Origin of the sequence: Xanthomonas sp. WHRI 6106 (genome assembly GCF_040202405.1) — a bacterium.
Lineage (GTDB): Bacteria > Pseudomonadota > Gammaproteobacteria > Xanthomonadales > Xanthomonadaceae > Xanthomonas > Xanthomonas cannabis.
The window spans coordinates 272,549-288,125 of sequence record NZ_JBEGFC010000003.1 but is presented as its reverse complement, the minus strand read 5'-3'; the positions used below and the strand labels follow the sequence as shown (position 1 = coordinate 288,125).

Here is a 15,577-nt window from a genome sequence, read left to right as displayed (position 1 = left end):
AGCGCGGTTCACGGGAACGCTCCGAGCCTCACCTTTTTGCATCTGCAATGCGTCTGCGCTCCGGGCTGTGCCTGGCGGCGACGCTTTACTTGGAGCTTCCTGATGTCTTTTGAATCCCTGGGCCTTGCGCCCTTCCTGCTGCGCGCCTTGGCCGAGCAGGGCTATGAAACCCCTACCCCGATCCAGCAGCAGGCGATCCCGCTGGTGCTGGAAGGTCACGACCTGCTGGCCGGCGCACAGACCGGCACAGGCAAGACCGCCGCGTTCGGCCTGCCGCTGCTGCAGCACCTGGGCACCTCGCCGCAGCCGGTCAACGGCCCGCGCAAGCCGCGCGCGCTGATCCTGACCCCCACCCGCGAGCTGGCCACCCAGGTGCATGACAGCCTGCGCGGCTATAGCAAGTACCTGCGCATTCCCAGCGCGGTGATCTACGGCGGCGTGGGCATGGGCAACCAGCTCGACGCGCTGCGCCGTGGCGTGGACCTGCTGATCGCCTGCCCGGGCCGGCTGATCGACCATATCGAGCGTCGCAGCGTGGACCTGTCCGGCATCGAAGTACTGATCCTGGACGAAGCCGACCGCATGCTCGACATGGGCTTTTTGCCGTCGATCAAGCGCATCCTGACCAAGCTGCCGCGCCAGAACCGCCAGACCCTGCTGTTCTCGGCCACCTTCGAAGAGAACATCAAGCAGCTGGCGCTGGAGTTCATGCGCAACCCGATGCAGATCCAGGTCACCCCGAGCAACACTGTGGCCGAGAGCATCACCCACCGCGTGCACCCGGTCGATGGCGCGCGCAAGCGTGATCTGCTGCTGCACCTGCTGGCGCAGGACAGCCGCGAGCAGACCCTGGTGTTCGCGCGCACCAAACATGGCAGCGACAAGCTGGCGCTGTTCCTGGAGAAGTCCGGCATCAAGACCGCGGCGATCCATGGCAACAAGAGCCAGGGCCAGCGCATGCGTGCACTGAGCGACTTCAAGGCCGGCCGCGTCACCGTGCTGGTGGCCACCGACATCGCCGCGCGCGGTATCGATATCGATCAGCTGCCGAAGGTCATCAACTACGACCTGCCGATGGTGGCCGAGGACTACGTGCACCGCATCGGCCGCACCGGCCGTAACGGTTCCACCGGCGAGGCGATTTCGCTGGTGGCGCAGGACGAAGCCAAGCTGCTGCGCCAGATCGTGCGCATGCTGGGCCGCGATGTCGAAATCCGCGACGTGCCGGGCTACGAGCCGCAGACCCCGATCCGCTGGGGCAACAGCGCGCCGGGCCGTGCCGAACAGCCGGGCGGCGACCGCGCACCACGCAAGAGCCACGCGCGTCGTCCGCATGGCGATGCCCCGCGCCAGGCGCACGCGCATGCCGGCCCGAAGAAGCCGGGTGGCCAGCGCAGCAGCGGGCCGCGTCAGGCCAATGCCGGTGCGGGCGCCGGCCGTCGCGATGGTGGCCGTGGCGGCCAGCGTCCGAGCGGCACGCGCTGATTCCTGCGCGCCAGTGTGACCGGCGCTTAGGTTGGCGTTGAACTAAAAAAGCCGCCCTTTCCGGGCGGCTTTTTTGTGCGCAGTGCAGAGGATGCGCTGTAGCAAACCGGGTGCACGCATCAGGCATCAGGCAAGACTGGCAGCTGCGGCGGCATCGCTGAGCTAGCGTGCTGCCAGTCTTGCCTTGCAGCGCTCCGCTAGCCCTCGATCAACGCGGTATTGCGATCGATGGCCTCGCGATACCGATCCAGCACCGCTGCGGTCTGCACGATGTAGTTGCGCAGATCGTCCCAGCGCCGGTCTTCCAGCGCTTCGCGGATACCTGGCAAGGTCTTGACCTCGTAGCCGGTGGCCAGGCCCGGTGCGTAGATCAGGTTGCGGTACCACGGCCGGCCCGGCAAACCGCCCGCGACCAGCAGCGTTTGATCGATGCCTTGCAGCGAGCCATTGAGCTTGCCGCGCACGTTCGCATCCAGGTTGCCGCCACGGCGGCCAGTGCAGCGTCATAGCGCTTGGCGCTGGTCTGCAGCCGTAGCCAGAGTCTTACCCGGCACGGGTGTCGCCTCGTCGGCGTGTGCAAGGGGAATCACGGCAAGAGACAGCAGGTAAGGCGTAGGGCGCTTCACGCACGGCATCCATGAACAGGGGGCTGCAGTGAGCCATGTGCGTTTTACTAACAAAAATTACATATCTGCATACGGATATGCGCGGTGGCACACACGGGCGCGCTGGCCAGCGCATCGAACCTCGGCGCTGCGCTGCAGTGGGGGAGTGCAACCAGGCGATCGCCGATTGGCACCGTGACGCAGCCATATCGCTGCGCGTTGCGCTGGCCGTCGCTGCAGACGGCCCGGCGCACTTACAATGCCGCGAATGGATATCTTCAAAGTCTTTACGCTTGAGGCCGCGCACCGTCTTCCCAACGTGCCGCCTGGGCACAAATGCGCCCGGCTGCACGGGCATTCGTTTCGGGTCGAGCTGCATGTCAGCGGCGAACCCGGTGCCGAGACCGGCTGGATCATGGACTTCGGCGACATCAAGGCCGCCTTCCAGCCGATCTACGACCGCCTGGACCACCATTACCTCAACGACATCGAAGGACTGGAAAACCCCACCAGCGAGCGGCTGGCGATCTGGATCTGGCAGCAGCTCAAGCCGGCGCTGCCGCAGCTGAGCGAGATCGTGGTGCATGAGACCTGCACCTCCGGCTGCCGCTACCGCGGCTAATCAGTTAGCGCAGTCCCGTGCCTGGAAGCCGCCCATTGGGCGGCTTCCGTCGTTTCGGAACTTCTCTAACCATTTGATCTAGAAAAGCTTCTGCAGAGAGTTGGCAAATCTTCAGCAAACGTGTTGCATCGCAACAATATCGGCGTATGCTGCAACGCAACAAACGGTCACACGCTTCCCCAAGGGGTTCGCAATGTCGGCGCAGTTCGAAAACAGCTTCACCAGTCAGTTCGCCTCTGCCGCAGCACGTGCCAACCAGTTGGCATTGGACACGCTGGAACAGAACGTCAACGCGACCACCAGCTTCTTCGGTGAGTTTGCGCAGGCACGCGACCTGGGCGCCTACCAGACGCTCTGGCCGAAAGGACTGCAACTGGCCCGCGACAACCTGGAACGCCTGGCTTCGGTCAATCAGGAAGTGGTGGGAATGGGGTTGAAGATGTCCAGCGAGCTTGGGCAATTCGCCAAGCAGCAGTTCGACACCGGCAGCGAGCAGGCCGGCGCAGCAGGCAAGACCCGGCGCAAGTAACCGCCAATAAAATTCAGCGTCTTTGCATGGGCCCCTCCCCCCGTGCAATCCGGCCCGACAGATCCCTCCCTCTGTCGGGCTTTTTTATTGTCCGATCGCTGGGTTTTCGCTGCGCAGGTTTGGCTCGGGGACGCTGCAGGTGCGCAGCTTCTGCGGTGACCCCGCAAGCGTGTTGCTTACAGGAACGCAGTGACCGCGCGAACTGCCGGCGCGTGAAGCGTGCATGCACTATCTGGTCAGCCATAACACGCGCGTTGGGCGCAGACTAACCAGATGCCCACCACGCTGCGTGCCAGCAGGCTCGCGTGCTTGCCGGGTCTGACCTAAGCCGGCAACTGCAGCCCCTGCGCCTGGCTGGCGGCATCGGCACCCGGCCGCCACGGAATCCGTCCCCAGCACGGCATCGCCAGACGCGCGTGCAGCATGCGGATGTTGTCTTCGGTGCGTTCCATCTGCGGATCCACCTCGTTGGCGATCCAGCCGATGCAGTCCAGGCCGTCGGCGGCGATGGCAGCGGCGGTCAGGCGCGCATGGTTGATGCAGCCCAGCCGCACGCCGACCACCAGCACCACTGGCAGCCGCAACGCGCGCACCAGGTCGGCCTGATCCAGATCGGCGCTAAGCGGCGCGGCCCAGCCACCGACGCCTTCCACCACCACGACGTCGGCCTGCGCGCGCAGTTGCGCAAACGCCTGGGTGATCGGGTCCAGCGACAGCGTCACGCCGACATCGGCTGCCGCCAGTTCCGGTGCCAGCGGTGCGGGCAAGGCGTAGGGGTTGAGGGTGGCGTAGTCCGGCTGCGGGTCGCTGGCAGCCTGCAGGGCCAGCGCGTCTTCGTTGCGCCAGCCCTGCGCGGTGCGCTCGCACCCGCTGGCCACCGGCTTCATGCCCACCGCCGTGCGCCCCCGCGCCCGTAAGGCGTGCAGCAACGCGGTGCTGCCCATGGTCTTGCCGATTCCGGTATCGGTGCCGGTGACATAAAACGCCGGATGCTGCATCGGTCAGGTCCTGCGGCCGCGCCGCCATTGCCGTGAGGGCGCGCAGCATAGCGTGCGCATCCGTACTCGACGCTGAGCCGGCAAGCAGTTGTTGCGGCAGGCGTGGCGCCGCGAAGCGCCGAGTCGCACGGCTGCCATGCGGGCAAGCGCCGCCAGCGCCGCCCTGCACTGGCGGGCCATGCCGCCACAGAGCGCCGCTGCTAAACTTCGGCCATGTTCGCCACCTCTTCGCTGACCGGCAGCAAGCCGGAACAATATGCCCAGCTCACCGCCCAGGCCCAGGCCCTGGTGCACGGCGAGCCGGACCGGATCGCCAATGCCGCCAATCTGGCTGCACTGATCTTCAACTCCCTGCCCTCGCTCAACTGGGCCGGATTTTATTTCTACGACGGCCGCGAACTGGTGGTGGGACCATTCCAGGGTCTTCCGGCATGCGTGCGCATTCCGCTGGACAAGGGCGTGTGCGGCGCAGCGGCCAGCACCCGGCAGAGCCAGCGCATTGCCGACGTGGATGCGTTTCCCGGGCATATCGCCTGCGACTCGGCATCGCGCTCGGAGCTGGTGATTCCGCTGGTCAGGGGCGATGCGTTGATCGGCGTGCTGGATCTGGACAGCCCGGAGCTGGACCGCTTCGATGCGGACGACCAGCGCGGCCTGGAAGCGATCGCGCAGGTCTTTGTGGACGCGCTGACGTGACCACCGAACGGCTGCGCAACATCGGCCCCAAGAGCGCGGCGTGGCTGCGCCAGGTCGGGCTGCGCACGCAGCAGGACCTGCAAGCCGTCGGTGCGGTGGGCGCATTCGTGAAGGTACGCCGTGCCGGCTTCAAGCCCAGCCTCAATCTGCTGTATTCGCTGGAAGGCGCGCTGTCCGATTGCCATTGGCAGGACGTGCCGGAAGCGCGCCGCCATGCCCTATTGGCCGAATACGAAGCGGCCAGCGCGCTATTGCCGGTGCGCGGCCGCGCGGTTGGCGGACCGGTGGAAACCGTGCATTACGCGCGTGCCGACAATGACGACGCGCAGGCCGATACAGGCGACCTGCGCGATGACGATCCGGCGATGGACGCCGCACACGGCGACTGAAGGTCCGCATGCGGCTGTGGCTGACGCGGCGCACTGAGGCTTCGTTTGCATGCGCCGCAACGAGCACCCAGCACAATGCATTGGTCGCCACTGCAGAACGTGCTACTGGCTGCAAATCTGCACGTGCACGCTTTTCTCGCGACGCTACCAGAGCCGGAACTGCCGATGCGGTGCCGCTGTTGAGGCCCTACGCGCCTGCGTAGCCGCGCATGCAGACCGCAACGAATCGCGCGACGCCGCGCGAAGGCATCAAGCGCATCAGCGCAACGCCAGCAGTTCCCGCATGTCATCGACAATGGCCACCGCACCGGAGCCCTGCACGTCGAAGCCGCGCAGATAACCGTAACGCACCATGGCCAGCGGCATATTGGCGGCATTCGCCGCTGCCGCGTCAGTGCCCGAATCGCCGACCATCAAACATTGCTGCGGCGTGTACCGGAACTGCGTGGCCAGGTGCAGCAGCGGCGTCGGGTCGGGCTTGCGCTGCGGCAACGAATCGCCACCAAGCACGCTGCTGAAGGACGCGGCGATGCCCAGATGCTCCAGCAGCGGTGCGATGAATCGCGATGGCTTGTTGGTGCATAGCGCCAGCGTCGCCCCGGCATCGCGCAGGCCGTGCAATGCCTGCGCTACACCCGGGTACAGCTGCGGGTCGTGCAGCAGGCATGCTTCGTAATGCCGCATCATCACCGGCATGACCGTGGCCGCATCGTCTGTGCTGCCGGCTTCGCGCAGTGCGGCAGCCAGCAGCGCCTGCACCCCTTCGCCGATCCAGCCGCGGATGGTGGATTCGCTGAACTGCTCCAGCCCCAGCTCCTGCAAGGTGTCATTGAGGGCTTCAGCAATATTGGGCGCGCTGTCCACCAGGGTGCCGTCCAGATCGAAAATCACCAGCGGATACGCAAACATTCGGATGGCCTCGTGCGGGGAACGCGGCAGTGTACGCAGTGCGGGATTCAGGCCGCGTCACCGCGCGAGCGCAGCCGTTTTACCCGTCTACGCGCGCGGCAACGCCGGCGGGCACGCGCTCACGGCGCCTGCGAGACCTCGCCGAACAACTGCCCCTGCACCGCGTCCTCTTCCACATCGCTGAAACCGCTCAGCCCGACACCGACCAGGCGGTAACGCGTATCGGCAGGCAGCTCCACGCGCCGGGTCAGCGCCAGCGCAATCTGCGCCAACGCCTCGAACGAGGCCGGTGGCTGCTCGGGCGTGTGGGAGCGCGTCAAGATACGAAAATTGGAGGTCTTCAATTTCAGCACCACCGTCCGGCCAATGCGTTCGGTACGGCGCGTGGCCAGCCAGGTTTTTTCGGCCAGGCGCAGGATGTGCGGGTCCAGCGCATCAAGCGCAAGATCTTCGCTGAAGGTGTCTTCCGAAGAGACCGATTGCACTTCCTGGTCCGGTTCGACCGGTCGTTCGTCGATGCCCCGCGCGCGGCGATACAGGCTCTGCCCGAAGCTGCCGAAATGCGCCTGCAATTCTTCCAGCGGGCGCAGGCGTAGATCGGCCACGGTGACGATGCCCAACGCCGCCAGCTTGCCATCCATCACCTTGCCAACGCCGGGAATGCGATTGACCTTGAGCGGCAGCAGAAACGCGTCCACGCGGCTGGGCGCGATCACGAACTGGCCATCGGGCTTGCGCCAGTCCGAGGCGATCTTGGCCAGGAACTTGTTCGGCGCGATGCCGGCCGATGCGGTGAGCTGGGTTTCTTCACGGATCTGGGTGCGGATCAGCTGCGCGATTTCGGTGGCCAGCTGCAGGCCGGTCTTGGCCTGGGTGACATCCAGATAGGCCTCGTCCAGCGACAGCGGTTCGACCAGATCGGTATGCCGATGGAAGATCTCGCGCACCTGCCGCGACACCGCCTTGTAGCGGGCAAAATCCGGCGGCACGAACACCGCATCCGGACACAGGCGTTCGGCGCGCAGGGCCGGCATCGCCGAGCGGATGCCGAAGGTGCGTGCTTCGTAGGAGGCCGCGCATACCACCGAGCGCGCGCCGCGCCAGGCTACCACCACCGGCTTGCCGCGCAGGCTCGGGTCGTCACGTTGCTCCACGGATGCGTAGAACGCATCCATGTCCACGTGCACGATCTTGCGCATCAAGCTGGTTTCTCTGTTGCAGGTCTGCATCCATGATAAGCCAGTGCCGTCTCATGCCTTGAGCGGCGATCGCGCACGATGTACGCGGCAAACGGGCGCGACCGGCCATCGAACACCAGCGATCACGCCTGGAAGGCACAGCTGCAGAGCCAACCATGCGCTCCCCAGAGACGGCATGTCGGCATGCTGCCGTTCCACATGCAATCCGGCCCTGATGAACGGCGCAAACGGCTGAAAACAGCACGCATGCGTACGGATAAAACGTTTGATTGAACCGCGCAGGCTCATGCACCCTTGCCGACCTTGCCTCTCGCTCCTTGCAGGACACGTTCGTCATGACTCGTCAAAGTGCGTACTCGCGCGACCAATTGCTGGCCAGCGCGCGTGGAGAATTGTTTGGGCCCGACAGCGGCAGGCTGCCGAACGATCCGATGCTGATGTTCGACCGCATCACCGAGATCAGCGACACCGGCGGTGCACACGGCAAGGGGGTGATTCGCGCCGAACTGGATATCCGCCCGGACCTGTGGTTCTTCGGCTGCCACTTCATCGGTGACCCGGTGATGCCCGGCTGCCTGGGCCTGGATGCGATGTGGCAGCTCACCGGCTTTTTTCTGACCTGGATCGGCGCGCCCGGCCGCGGCCGCGCCCTGGGCTGTGGGGAGGTCAAGTTCACCGGACAGGTGCTGCCCAGCGCCACCCTGGTGAGCTACGAGATCGATGTCAGCCGCGTGATCAACCGCAAGCTGGTGATGGCGCAGACCGATGCACGCATGCTCGTGGACGGGCGTGAGATCTATACCGCCAAGGATCTGCGCGTGGGCATGTTCACTTCAACGGAGAGCTTCTGATGCGCCGTGTTGTCGTTACCGGAATGGGCATCAATTCGTGTCTGGGCAATGATCTGGACACTGTCTCCACTGCACTGCGCCAAAGCCGCTCCGGCATCACCGCACTGCCCGATCATGCCGATGCCGGTTTGCGCAGCCAGGTGGGGGGCGCGGTCACACTGGATCTGGATGCGTTGATCGACCGCAAGCTCAAGCGCTTCATGGGCGATGCCTCGGCGTACGCCTATCTGGCCATGCGCGATGCGATCGCCGATGCTGGCTTGAGTGCCGAACAGGTCAGCGATCTGCGCACCGGCGTGATCGCCGGCTCCGGCGGCGGCTCCAGCCAGTGGCAGGTGGAAACCGCCGATCTGCTGCGCAACCGTGGCGTGCGCAAGGTCGGCCCGTACATGGTGCCGCGCACGATGTGCTCGGCGGTATCGGCCTCGCTGGCCACCGCGTTCAAGATCCGTGGGCTGAGCTATTCGTTGTCAGCCGCGTGTGCAACCTCGGCGCATTGCATCGGTGCGGCAGCGGATCTGATCCGCCATGGCGCGCAGGACGTGATGTTCGCCGGCGCCGGCGAAGAACTGCACTGGACCATGAGCGTGATGTTCGATGCGATGGGTGCGCTGTCCACCGGCTTCAACGATCGCCCGGCGGTGGCATCGCGCCCGTACGACGCGCAGCGCGACGGCTTCGTCATCAGCAGCGGCGGCGGCATGCTGGTGCTGGAAGACTACGACCACGCCATCGCGCGCGGTGCACGCATCCATGCCGAATTGCTGGGCTACGGCGTGACGTCCGATGGCGCAGACATGGTCGCCCCCAGCGGCGAGGGCGCGGTGCGTTGCATGCATATGGCCATGCAGGGGCTGGATCGCCCCATCGATTACCTCAACACGCACGGCACCTCGACACCGCTGGGCGATGTCACCGAACTGGGCGCAGTGCGCGAGGTGTTCGGCGACACCGTGCCACCGCTGTCTTCGACCAAGGCGTTGTCCGGCCATTCGCTGGGATCGGCCAGCGTGCACGAAGCGATCTTCAGCCTGTTGATGTTGCGCGATGGGTTCATGGCCGGCTCGGCGCATATCGAAGAACTGGACCCGCGCGCGGAAGGTTTCCCGATCCTGCGGCAAACCCAGGACGCCAGCTTGAACACGGTGATGTCCAACAGCTTCGGCTTTGGCGGCACCAACGGCACGCTGGTGTTCGGCCGGGTGTAACTACGCGGCGATGGACGCCGCGCGGAATTGGGAATGGGGAATCGGTGTGGCGGGAGATCGCTCTTGCCACTCCCCGATCCCGATTCCCCACTCCCGGTTCACCCGGCCATGCCGTTATGCCGCAGCAACGCATCGATCCGGGGCGGGCGGCCACGGAAGGCGCGGAAGTTGTCGGCCGCGCTGCGGCTGCCGCCACGCGACAACACCTCGTGGCGGAAACGGGCGCCGGTCTCGGCTACCTGCTCGGGCGCTTCCTCGAACGCGGCATAGGCATCGGCGCTGAGCACTTCGGCCCATTTGTAGCTGTAGTAACCGGCCGCATAACCGCCAGCAAAAATGTGGCTGAACTGGTGCGGGAAGCGATTCCACGCCGGTGGCCGGTTGACTGTGACCTCGTCGCGCACGCGTTCGATCAACTGCAGCACGCTGTCCTGCGCCGGGTCGAAGCTGCTGTGCAGCTGCATGTCGAACAAGGCGAATTCCAGCTGGCGCACGGTGAACATGCCGCTCTGGAAATTACGCGCAGCCAGCAGGCGATCGAACAGGTTACGCGGCAGCGGCTCGCCGGTCTGCACATGCGCGGTCATCGCCTGCACGCGTTCCCATTCCCAGCAGAAGTTCTCCATGAACTGGCTCGGCAGCTCCACCGCATCCCATTCCACGCCGTTGATGCCGGCCACGCCCAGCTCGCCGATCCGCGTCAGCAGCTGATGCAGGCCATGGCCCATTTCATGGAACAGCGTGGTGACTTCGCCATGGCGGAAGGTGGCCGGTGCGTCGCCGCTGCCGCGGCCGAAGTTGCACACCAGGTACACCAATGGCGTCTGCACGCCGTTGGCCGTTTCGCGGCGATTGCGGCAGTCGTCCATCCACGCGCCACCGCGCTTGCCCTCGCGTGCATACAGATCCAGATAAAACTGGCCAACCAGCGCACCTTGCGCATCTTCCAGCCGGTAGAACCGCACATCCGGGTGCCACACCGGCGCGCTGTCCTGTATGACGCGCAAGCCGTAGAGACCGTGGATCACATCGAACAGACCAGCCAGCACCTTCGGCTCGGTGAAGTACTGCTTCACTTCCTGCTCGGAAAAGCTGTACCGCGCCTGCTTGAGTTTTTCACTGACGTAGGCCAGATCCCAGGCCTGCAGTTCGTCCAATCCCAGTTCGTCGCGTGCGAAGGCTTCAAGCTCGGCGCGGTCGCGCTGCGCATAGGGCTTGGCGTGCACGGCCAGATCGCGCAGGAATCCCATCACTTCATCGGGGCTCTGCGCCATCTTGGTGGCCACCGAATAGTCGGCGTAGCTGGCAAAGCCGAGCAGCTGCGCCAGTTCCGCACGCAGCGCAAGAATGCGGTCGATATTGGCGCTGTTGTCCAGCGCGACATCGCCGAATTCGGAAGCGCGCTCGGCGTTGGCGCGATACAGCAGCGCGCGCAGTTCGCGGCTGTCGGCATCGCTCTGCACCGGCAGATAGCACGGCATCTGCAAGGTAAACTTCCAGCCCGCCACGCCGTCCTTTTCTGCGGCAGCGCGCGCGGCGGCGATCACTTCGGCCGGCAGGCCGGAGAGCTGCGTTTCGTCCTCAGTGACGTGCGACCAGGCATCGGTGGCGTCGAGCACGTTCTGCGAAAACTTGGCTGCCAGTGCCGACAGTTCTTCCTGGATCTGCGCAAAACGCGCCTTGGCCTCGTCATCGAGTTCGGCACCGCCCAGGCGGAAATCGCGCAGCGCGTTGTCCAGCACCTTGCGACGTGCCTCATCGTAGGACGCCGCCTCCGGCGACTGCGCCAACGCCTTGTACTGCGCATACAGCGCCAGGTTCTGGCCCATGGCACTGCCGAAGCGGCTCACCTTGGGCAGGTTGCTGTTGTAGGCCTCGCGCAACTCCGGGGTGTTCATCACCGCCTGCAGGTGGCCGACCTGGCCCCAGGCGCGCCACAGCCGCTCGGTGGCATCGTCCAGCGGGGTCACGAAGCTGTCCCAGCTCACCAGGCTGACCTGCTCGGCCGCTTTCACTGCCGCTTCGGCATCGGCGAGCAAGTGGTCGATCGCCGGGCCCACGTGTTCGGGGCGGATCGCATCGAAGGACGGCAGTCCGGACAGGTCGAGCAGCGGGTTGGTCATGGGGCGCTCCGGCGGGGGACTGGATCAGGGATGACGACGTTGTCTGGTGACACGTACCGACACGTTGCGTGTCACTGGGTGGTGGATATGGCGGTCATTCCAGCGCGACGCAAGGCAAGGCCGGCAGATCGCCACCGTTCACGGCCAGCGCAATGGCGGCATCGCTGCCGCTGACATCGATCTCGCGCGCCACGTACCAGGCCGGGTCGTAATAGCTGTGCGCGTAGCGCTCGCCGGCATCGCACAGGATGGTGACGATGGAGCCCTGCCGGCCCTCCTCGCGCATCCGCTGCGCCGCCTGCAGCACGCCGACGAAATTGGTGCCGGTGGAGCCGCCGACGCGCCGGCCAAGGGTGGCGCTGACATGGCGCATGGCCGCCAGGCTCAGCGCGTCGGGCACCTTGATCATCACATCCACGCAGCTGGCGATGAAGCTCGATTCCACCCGCGGCCGGCCGATGCCTTCGATGCGCGAACCGCCGGTGATGGCCAGCTCCTTGGGGCACTGCCCGTCCACCGCACGGCAGTAGCCGTCGAAGAACACCGACACTTCCGGGTCTGCGCACAGGATGCGGGTGGCATGCCGGCGATAGCGCACATAACGGCCCAACGTGGCGCTGGTGCCGCCGGTGCCGGGGCTGCAGACGATCCAGTCCGGAATCGGGTGCGGCTCTTCGGACAGCTGCTTGAAGATCGATTCGGCGATATTGTTGTTGGCGCGCCAGTCGGTGGCGCGCTCGGCATAGGTGAACTGGTCCATGAAGTGCCCGCCGGTCTCGCGCGCAAGTGCATGCGAGGCGCTGTCCAGGTCGCAGGCGCGCTCCACCAGATGGCAGCGGCCGCCCTGGAATTCGATCGCGGCGATCTTCTCCGGCGAGGTCGACGCCGGCATCACCGCGATGAAGGGCACGCCCAGCAGGCGCGCGAAATACGCTTCGGAGATGGCGGTGGAGCCGCTGGAAGCCTCGATCACCGGCCGCCCGGCACGCAGCCAGCCGTTGGTAAGCGCGTACAGGAACAGCGAGCGCGCCAACCGGTGCTTGAGGCTGCCGGTGGGGTGGCTGGACTCGTCCTTGAAGTACAGGTCGATGCCCGGATAACCCGGCAGGTCCATCGGGATCAGATGGGTGTCGGCCGAACGGTTGAAATCGGCCTCGATCTTCTGGATGGCGGCGGCCACCCACTGGCGCTGCGACATGGGCACGGACGTGATGCAAAGGAAGAACGCAATTCTAACGCCGCCAGGTGCGCTGCCGGGGCGGGCGGTCATCCGGCGGACAGTTGCCGGGCCGGTGGTATGCTCGTGGCCCTGTCCGCCGCCTCCACTGCCCGTGCTGCGTTGCCTGCTCCGCCTGCTGCTGTGCCTGTGCCTGGTCGCCAATACGGCCGCCGGCGCGTGGGCGTCGGTGGGCATGGCGATGCCGGACACGGTCGTGCCGCAGGCCACGGCGCATGCGATGGCGGCGCACCCGTCGACCGCACAAGCCATGCCCTGCCACGACGCCATGGCGGCGCCGCACAGCGCTGCGCCCGACGCACTGACCGCGCAGGTCAAGGGCGACCACCCGCATGCCGCCGACTGCTGCAAGCTGGGCAGTTGCGACTGCCTGCAGCATTGCAGCCTGGCCCTGCTGACGCTGCCTGCGCTGCCGACGGCGATGCCGGGCCATTTTGCCGTGCCTGCCGCCCTGGACGAGGGCCGCAGCAGCCCGGCGCACGAGCAACCGGTGCGACCTCCCATCGGCTAAGCGGCCGACGGACCCTGTGCCCACCAGCAGGCGGGCACGCTCGTTGCCCGATGTCGTCAGGTCGTGCATGCGCGCGGCGCGTGCAATCGCGCCCTCGCCGCAGCCTGACGTCGGCTCCGCATCGTCTGTCAGCCACGTCTTATGCCCTTCGCCCTGCGTGCATGCACGCGGGAGTTCCCAGCGATGCGTTGCGTCCGCCAGTTGGCGCAGACGCACCGGAGGTGTCATGTCTTCCGATTCCCATGTGTTCGATCCAACCTCCGCGCCAGGCCTGAGCCGGCGCCGCTTCGTGCAGGGCCTGGCCCTGGGCGGGGTTGCCGCCACCGCCGGGCTGTGGCGCAACAATGCGCGCGCAACCGGCGCCATGGCTGCGCCCGTCCTGCGCGGCAGCAGCCAGTCGCTGCAGATCGGCCGCCTGCCGGTCAACGTCACCGGACGCACCCGCCCGGCGATCACCGTCAACCAGAGCCTGCCCGCGCCCACCCTGCGCTGGCGCGAGGGCGACACCGTGAGCGTGCGCGTGCGCAACACGCTGCCCGACCAGCCCACCTCGGTGCATTGGCATGGGTTGTTGCTGCCGGCCAACATGGATGGCGTGCCGGGCATGAGCTTCGATGGCATCGCGCCGGGGCAGGAATATCACTACCGCTTCGCGCTGCGCCAATCCGGCACCTACTGGTACCACAGCCATTCGATGTTCCAGGAGCAAGCGGGCCTGTACGGCGCCATCGTCATCGACCCGCTGACGCCACCTCCGTATCGCCACGACCGTGAGCATGTGGTGCTGTTGTCGGACTGGACCGATCTGGACCCGGCCGCGCTGTTCCGCCGGCTCAAGCAGATGCCCAGCCACGACAACTACGCGCAGCGCACGGTGGGCGATTTCCTGCGCGATGCGCGCGAAGACGGTGTGCGGGCAACGTTGGCAGACCGCGGCATGTGGGGGCGCATGCGCATGACCCCCACCGACCTGTCCGACGTCAATGCCAACACCTACACCTACCTGCTCAACGGCGTGGCACCGGCCGGCAACTGGACCGGGCTGTTCACCCCCGGCGAGAAGGTGTTGCTGCGTTTCATCAATGGCTCGTCGATGACCTACTTCGACCTCCGCATCCCCGGGCTGCGCATGACGGTGGTGGCTGCCGATGGCCAGTACGTGCATCCGGTCAGCGTGGACGAACTGCGCATTGCCGCAGCCGAAACCTTCGACGTCATCGTCGAACCGATCGGGCAGGATGCATTTACGTTGTTTGCGCAGGACATGGGGCGTACCGGCTTCGCCTGCGGCACCTTGGCGGTACGGCACGGCCTGCAGGCGCCGATTCCTGCACTGGATCCGCGCGCGATTTTGACCATGCAGGACATGGGGCATGGCGATGGGATGCATCACGCGCTTCCGGCAATGCATGGCGCACCCGGCATGCAGGCGGCGCACCAGATGCACACCATGCACTCGCATGATCACGCCCAGGCGCACGACACTACACCGCACCATGCCGCCAGCGAAGCAGGCAACCCGCTGATCGACATGCGCAGCAACGCCACCGCACCACGCCTGCACGACCCCGGCGTGGGCCTGCGCGACAATGGTCGCCGCGTGCTGCGCTATGGCGATCTGCACAGCCTGTTCGACGACCCGGATGGGCGCGATCCCGGACGCGAGATCGAGCTGCATCTGACCGGTCATATGGAAAAATTCGCCTGGTCCTTCGATGGCATCGCCTTCGCTTCTGCAGAGCCGCTGCGCCTGCAGTACGGCGAGCGGCTGCGCATCGTGCTGGTCAACGACACCATGATGCAGCACCCCATCCATCTGCACGGCATGTGGAGCGATCTGGAAGATGCCGACGGCAACTTTCAGGTGCGCAAGCACACCATCGACATGCCGCCCGGCACCCGCCGCAGCTACCGCGTGCGCGCCGATGCGCTGGGCCGCTGGGCGTATCACTGCCATCTGCTGTACCACATGGAAGCGGGCATGATGCGCGAAGTGCGGGTGGAGGCATGAGTGCGCTTCGGCTCACCGCGCTGGTAGCAGGCAGCGTCTTGTTCAGTGCGCCGCTGGCGGCGCAGGAGCACGTGCATGCTGCGGCGGACCTGGCAGCGCACGACCATCATGCCCATGCGATGCAGGCGGCAGACCGGCCCGGCGCAGCCGGCACGCAGGCGCCCCCCTCTCCGGAAGCGCCGTCGTCTACGCGCGATGCGACAC

15 protein-coding genes are annotated in these 15,577 nt (G+C 66.1%); 9 read left to right on the top strand and 6 right to left on the bottom strand.

From position 1 onward, the window contains the following. Positions 1–102: 102 nt before the first annotated feature. Positions 103–1,485 carry a DEAD/DEAH box helicase gene (locus ABQZ09_RS06920; RefSeq protein WP_039403615.1) on the top strand — a complete coding sequence of 461 codons (1,383 nt, stop codon included), beginning with the start codon at positions 103–105 and terminating at the stop codon, positions 1,483–1,485. A 197-nt stretch (positions 1,486–1,682) separates the two neighbouring features. Here ABQZ09_RS06920 and ABQZ09_RS06915 read toward each other — a convergent pair whose 3' ends face one another. Beyond that, positions 1,683–1,949, bottom strand: a complete 267-nt coding sequence (locus ABQZ09_RS06915) for a transferrin receptor-like dimerization domain-containing protein (protein ID WP_039403622.1) — start codon at positions 1,947–1,949, stop codon at positions 1,683–1,685. 409 nt (positions 1,950–2,358) lie between these two features. Here ABQZ09_RS06915 and queD point away from each other — a divergent pair, with 409 nt between their 5' ends. Then, complete coding sequence (queD, locus tag ABQZ09_RS06910) at positions 2,359–2,712, top strand: 6-carboxytetrahydropterin synthase QueD (RefSeq protein WP_008576903.1); 354 nt, start codon at positions 2,359–2,361, stop codon at positions 2,710–2,712. A gap of 193 nt (positions 2,713–2,905) precedes the next feature. Continuing rightward, complete coding sequence (locus tag ABQZ09_RS06905) at positions 2,906–3,241, top strand: phasin family protein (protein WP_039403625.1); 336 nt, start codon at positions 2,906–2,908, stop codon at positions 3,239–3,241. Between the two features lie 323 nt (positions 3,242–3,564). On the opposite strand, the gene bioD is transcribed toward ABQZ09_RS06905, so the two are convergent. Further along, positions 3,565–4,239, bottom strand: coding sequence for a dethiobiotin synthase (gene bioD / locus ABQZ09_RS06900; protein ID WP_039403628.1), 675 nt, complete (start codon positions 4,237–4,239; stop codon positions 3,565–3,567). 213 nt (positions 4,240–4,452) lie between these two features. On the opposite strand from bioD, the gene msrC reads away from it, so the two are divergent. Both msrC and ABQZ09_RS06890 read left to right on the top strand, forming a co-directional pair. Next, the gene (gene msrC / locus ABQZ09_RS06895) at positions 4,453–4,935 is read left to right on the top strand and encodes a free L-methionine (R)-S-oxide reductase MsrC (protein ID WP_184375394.1); all 483 of its coding nucleotides are present in this window, start codon (positions 4,453–4,455) and stop codon (positions 4,933–4,935) included. Next, positions 4,932–5,324, top strand: coding sequence for a TfoX/Sxy family protein (locus tag ABQZ09_RS06890; protein ID WP_184555941.1), 393 nt, complete (start codon positions 4,932–4,934; stop codon positions 5,322–5,324). The genes msrC and ABQZ09_RS06890 overlap by 4 nt, the downstream gene beginning before the upstream one ends. Before the next feature lie 258 nt (positions 5,325–5,582). On the opposite strand, the gene gph is transcribed toward ABQZ09_RS06890, so the two are convergent. Then, a complete protein-coding gene (gene gph / locus ABQZ09_RS06885) occupies positions 5,583–6,233 on the bottom strand; it encodes a phosphoglycolate phosphatase (RefSeq protein WP_228314501.1) in 651 nt (216 codons plus the stop codon). Positions 6,234–6,352: 119 nt separating this feature from the next. Beyond that, positions 6,353–7,432, bottom strand: a complete 1,080-nt coding sequence (gene dinB, locus ABQZ09_RS06880) for a DNA polymerase IV (protein WP_349776468.1) — start codon at positions 7,430–7,432, stop codon at positions 6,353–6,355. Positions 7,433–7,767: 335 nt separating this feature from the next. On the opposite strand from dinB, the gene fabA reads away from it, so the two are divergent. Together fabA and fabB are read left to right on the top strand one after the other, a co-directional pair. Continuing rightward, positions 7,768–8,283 carry a 3-hydroxyacyl-[acyl-carrier-protein] dehydratase FabA gene (fabA, locus tag ABQZ09_RS06875; RefSeq protein ID WP_039403728.1) on the top strand — a complete coding sequence of 172 codons (516 nt, stop codon included), beginning with the start codon at positions 7,768–7,770 and terminating at the stop codon, positions 8,281–8,283. Continuing rightward, positions 8,283–9,491, top strand: a complete 1,209-nt coding sequence (fabB, locus tag ABQZ09_RS06870; RefSeq protein ID WP_349776467.1) for a beta-ketoacyl-ACP synthase I — start codon at positions 8,283–8,285, stop codon at positions 9,489–9,491. The genes fabA and fabB overlap by 1 nt, the downstream gene beginning before the upstream one ends. Positions 9,492–9,589: 98 nt before the next feature. On the opposite strand, the gene ABQZ09_RS06865 is transcribed toward fabB, so the two are convergent. Together ABQZ09_RS06865 and ABQZ09_RS06860 are read right to left on the bottom strand one after the other, a co-directional pair. Beyond that, positions 9,590–11,614, bottom strand: a complete 2,025-nt coding sequence (locus ABQZ09_RS06865; protein ID WP_349776466.1) for a M3 family metallopeptidase — start codon at positions 11,612–11,614, stop codon at positions 9,590–9,592. A gap of 94 nt (positions 11,615–11,708) precedes the next feature. Beyond that, positions 11,709–12,812, bottom strand: coding sequence for a PLP-dependent cysteine synthase family protein (locus tag ABQZ09_RS06860; protein WP_349776465.1), 1,104 nt, complete (start codon positions 12,810–12,812; stop codon positions 11,709–11,711). A gap of 94 nt (positions 12,813–12,906) precedes the next feature. Between ABQZ09_RS06860 and ABQZ09_RS06855 the strand changes: the two genes are divergently transcribed. Continuing rightward, entirely contained in the window at positions 12,907–13,362 is a 456-nt protein-coding gene (locus ABQZ09_RS06855) for a CopL family metal-binding regulatory protein (RefSeq protein WP_503018665.1), read from the top strand. A gap of 226 nt (positions 13,363–13,588) precedes the next feature. After that, entirely contained in the window at positions 13,589–15,373 is a 1,785-nt protein-coding gene (locus tag ABQZ09_RS06850; RefSeq protein ID WP_349776464.1) for a copper resistance system multicopper oxidase, read from the top strand. Positions 15,374–15,577: the final 204 nt, after the last annotated feature.

Coding starts and splice junctions, on each gene's coding strand:
- ABQZ09_RS06920 (WP_039403615.1), top strand. CDS start 103: ATGTCTTTTGAATCCCTGGGCCTTGCGCCCTTCCTGCTGCGCGCCTTG.
- queD (WP_008576903.1), top strand. CDS start 2,359: ATGGATATCTTCAAAGTCTTTACGCTTGAGGCCGCGCACCGTCTTCCC.
- ABQZ09_RS06905 (WP_039403625.1), top strand. CDS start 2,906: ATGTCGGCGCAGTTCGAAAACAGCTTCACCAGTCAGTTCGCCTCTGCC.
- bioD (WP_039403628.1), bottom strand. CDS start 4,239: ATGCAGCATCCGGCGTTTTATGTCACCGGCACCGATACCGGAATCGGC.
- msrC (WP_184375394.1), top strand. CDS start 4,453: ATGTTCGCCACCTCTTCGCTGACCGGCAGCAAGCCGGAACAATATGCC.
- gph (WP_228314501.1), bottom strand. CDS start 6,233: ATGTTTGCGTATCCGCTGGTGATTTTCGATCTGGACGGCACCCTGGTG.
- dinB (WP_349776468.1), bottom strand. CDS start 7,432: ATGCGCAAGATCGTGCACGTGGACATGGATGCGTTCTACGCATCCGTG.
- fabA (WP_039403728.1), top strand. CDS start 7,768: ATGACTCGTCAAAGTGCGTACTCGCGCGACCAATTGCTGGCCAGCGCG.
- fabB (WP_349776467.1), top strand. CDS start 8,283: ATGCGCCGTGTTGTCGTTACCGGAATGGGCATCAATTCGTGTCTGGGC.
- ABQZ09_RS06865 (WP_349776466.1), bottom strand. CDS start 11,614: ATGACCAACCCGCTGCTCGACCTGTCCGGACTGCCGTCCTTCGATGCG.
- ABQZ09_RS06860 (WP_349776465.1), bottom strand. CDS start 12,812: ATGTCGCAGCGCCAGTGGGTGGCCGCCGCCATCCAGAAGATCGAGGCC.
- ABQZ09_RS06850 (WP_349776464.1), top strand. CDS start 13,589: ATGTCTTCCGATTCCCATGTGTTCGATCCAACCTCCGCGCCAGGCCTG.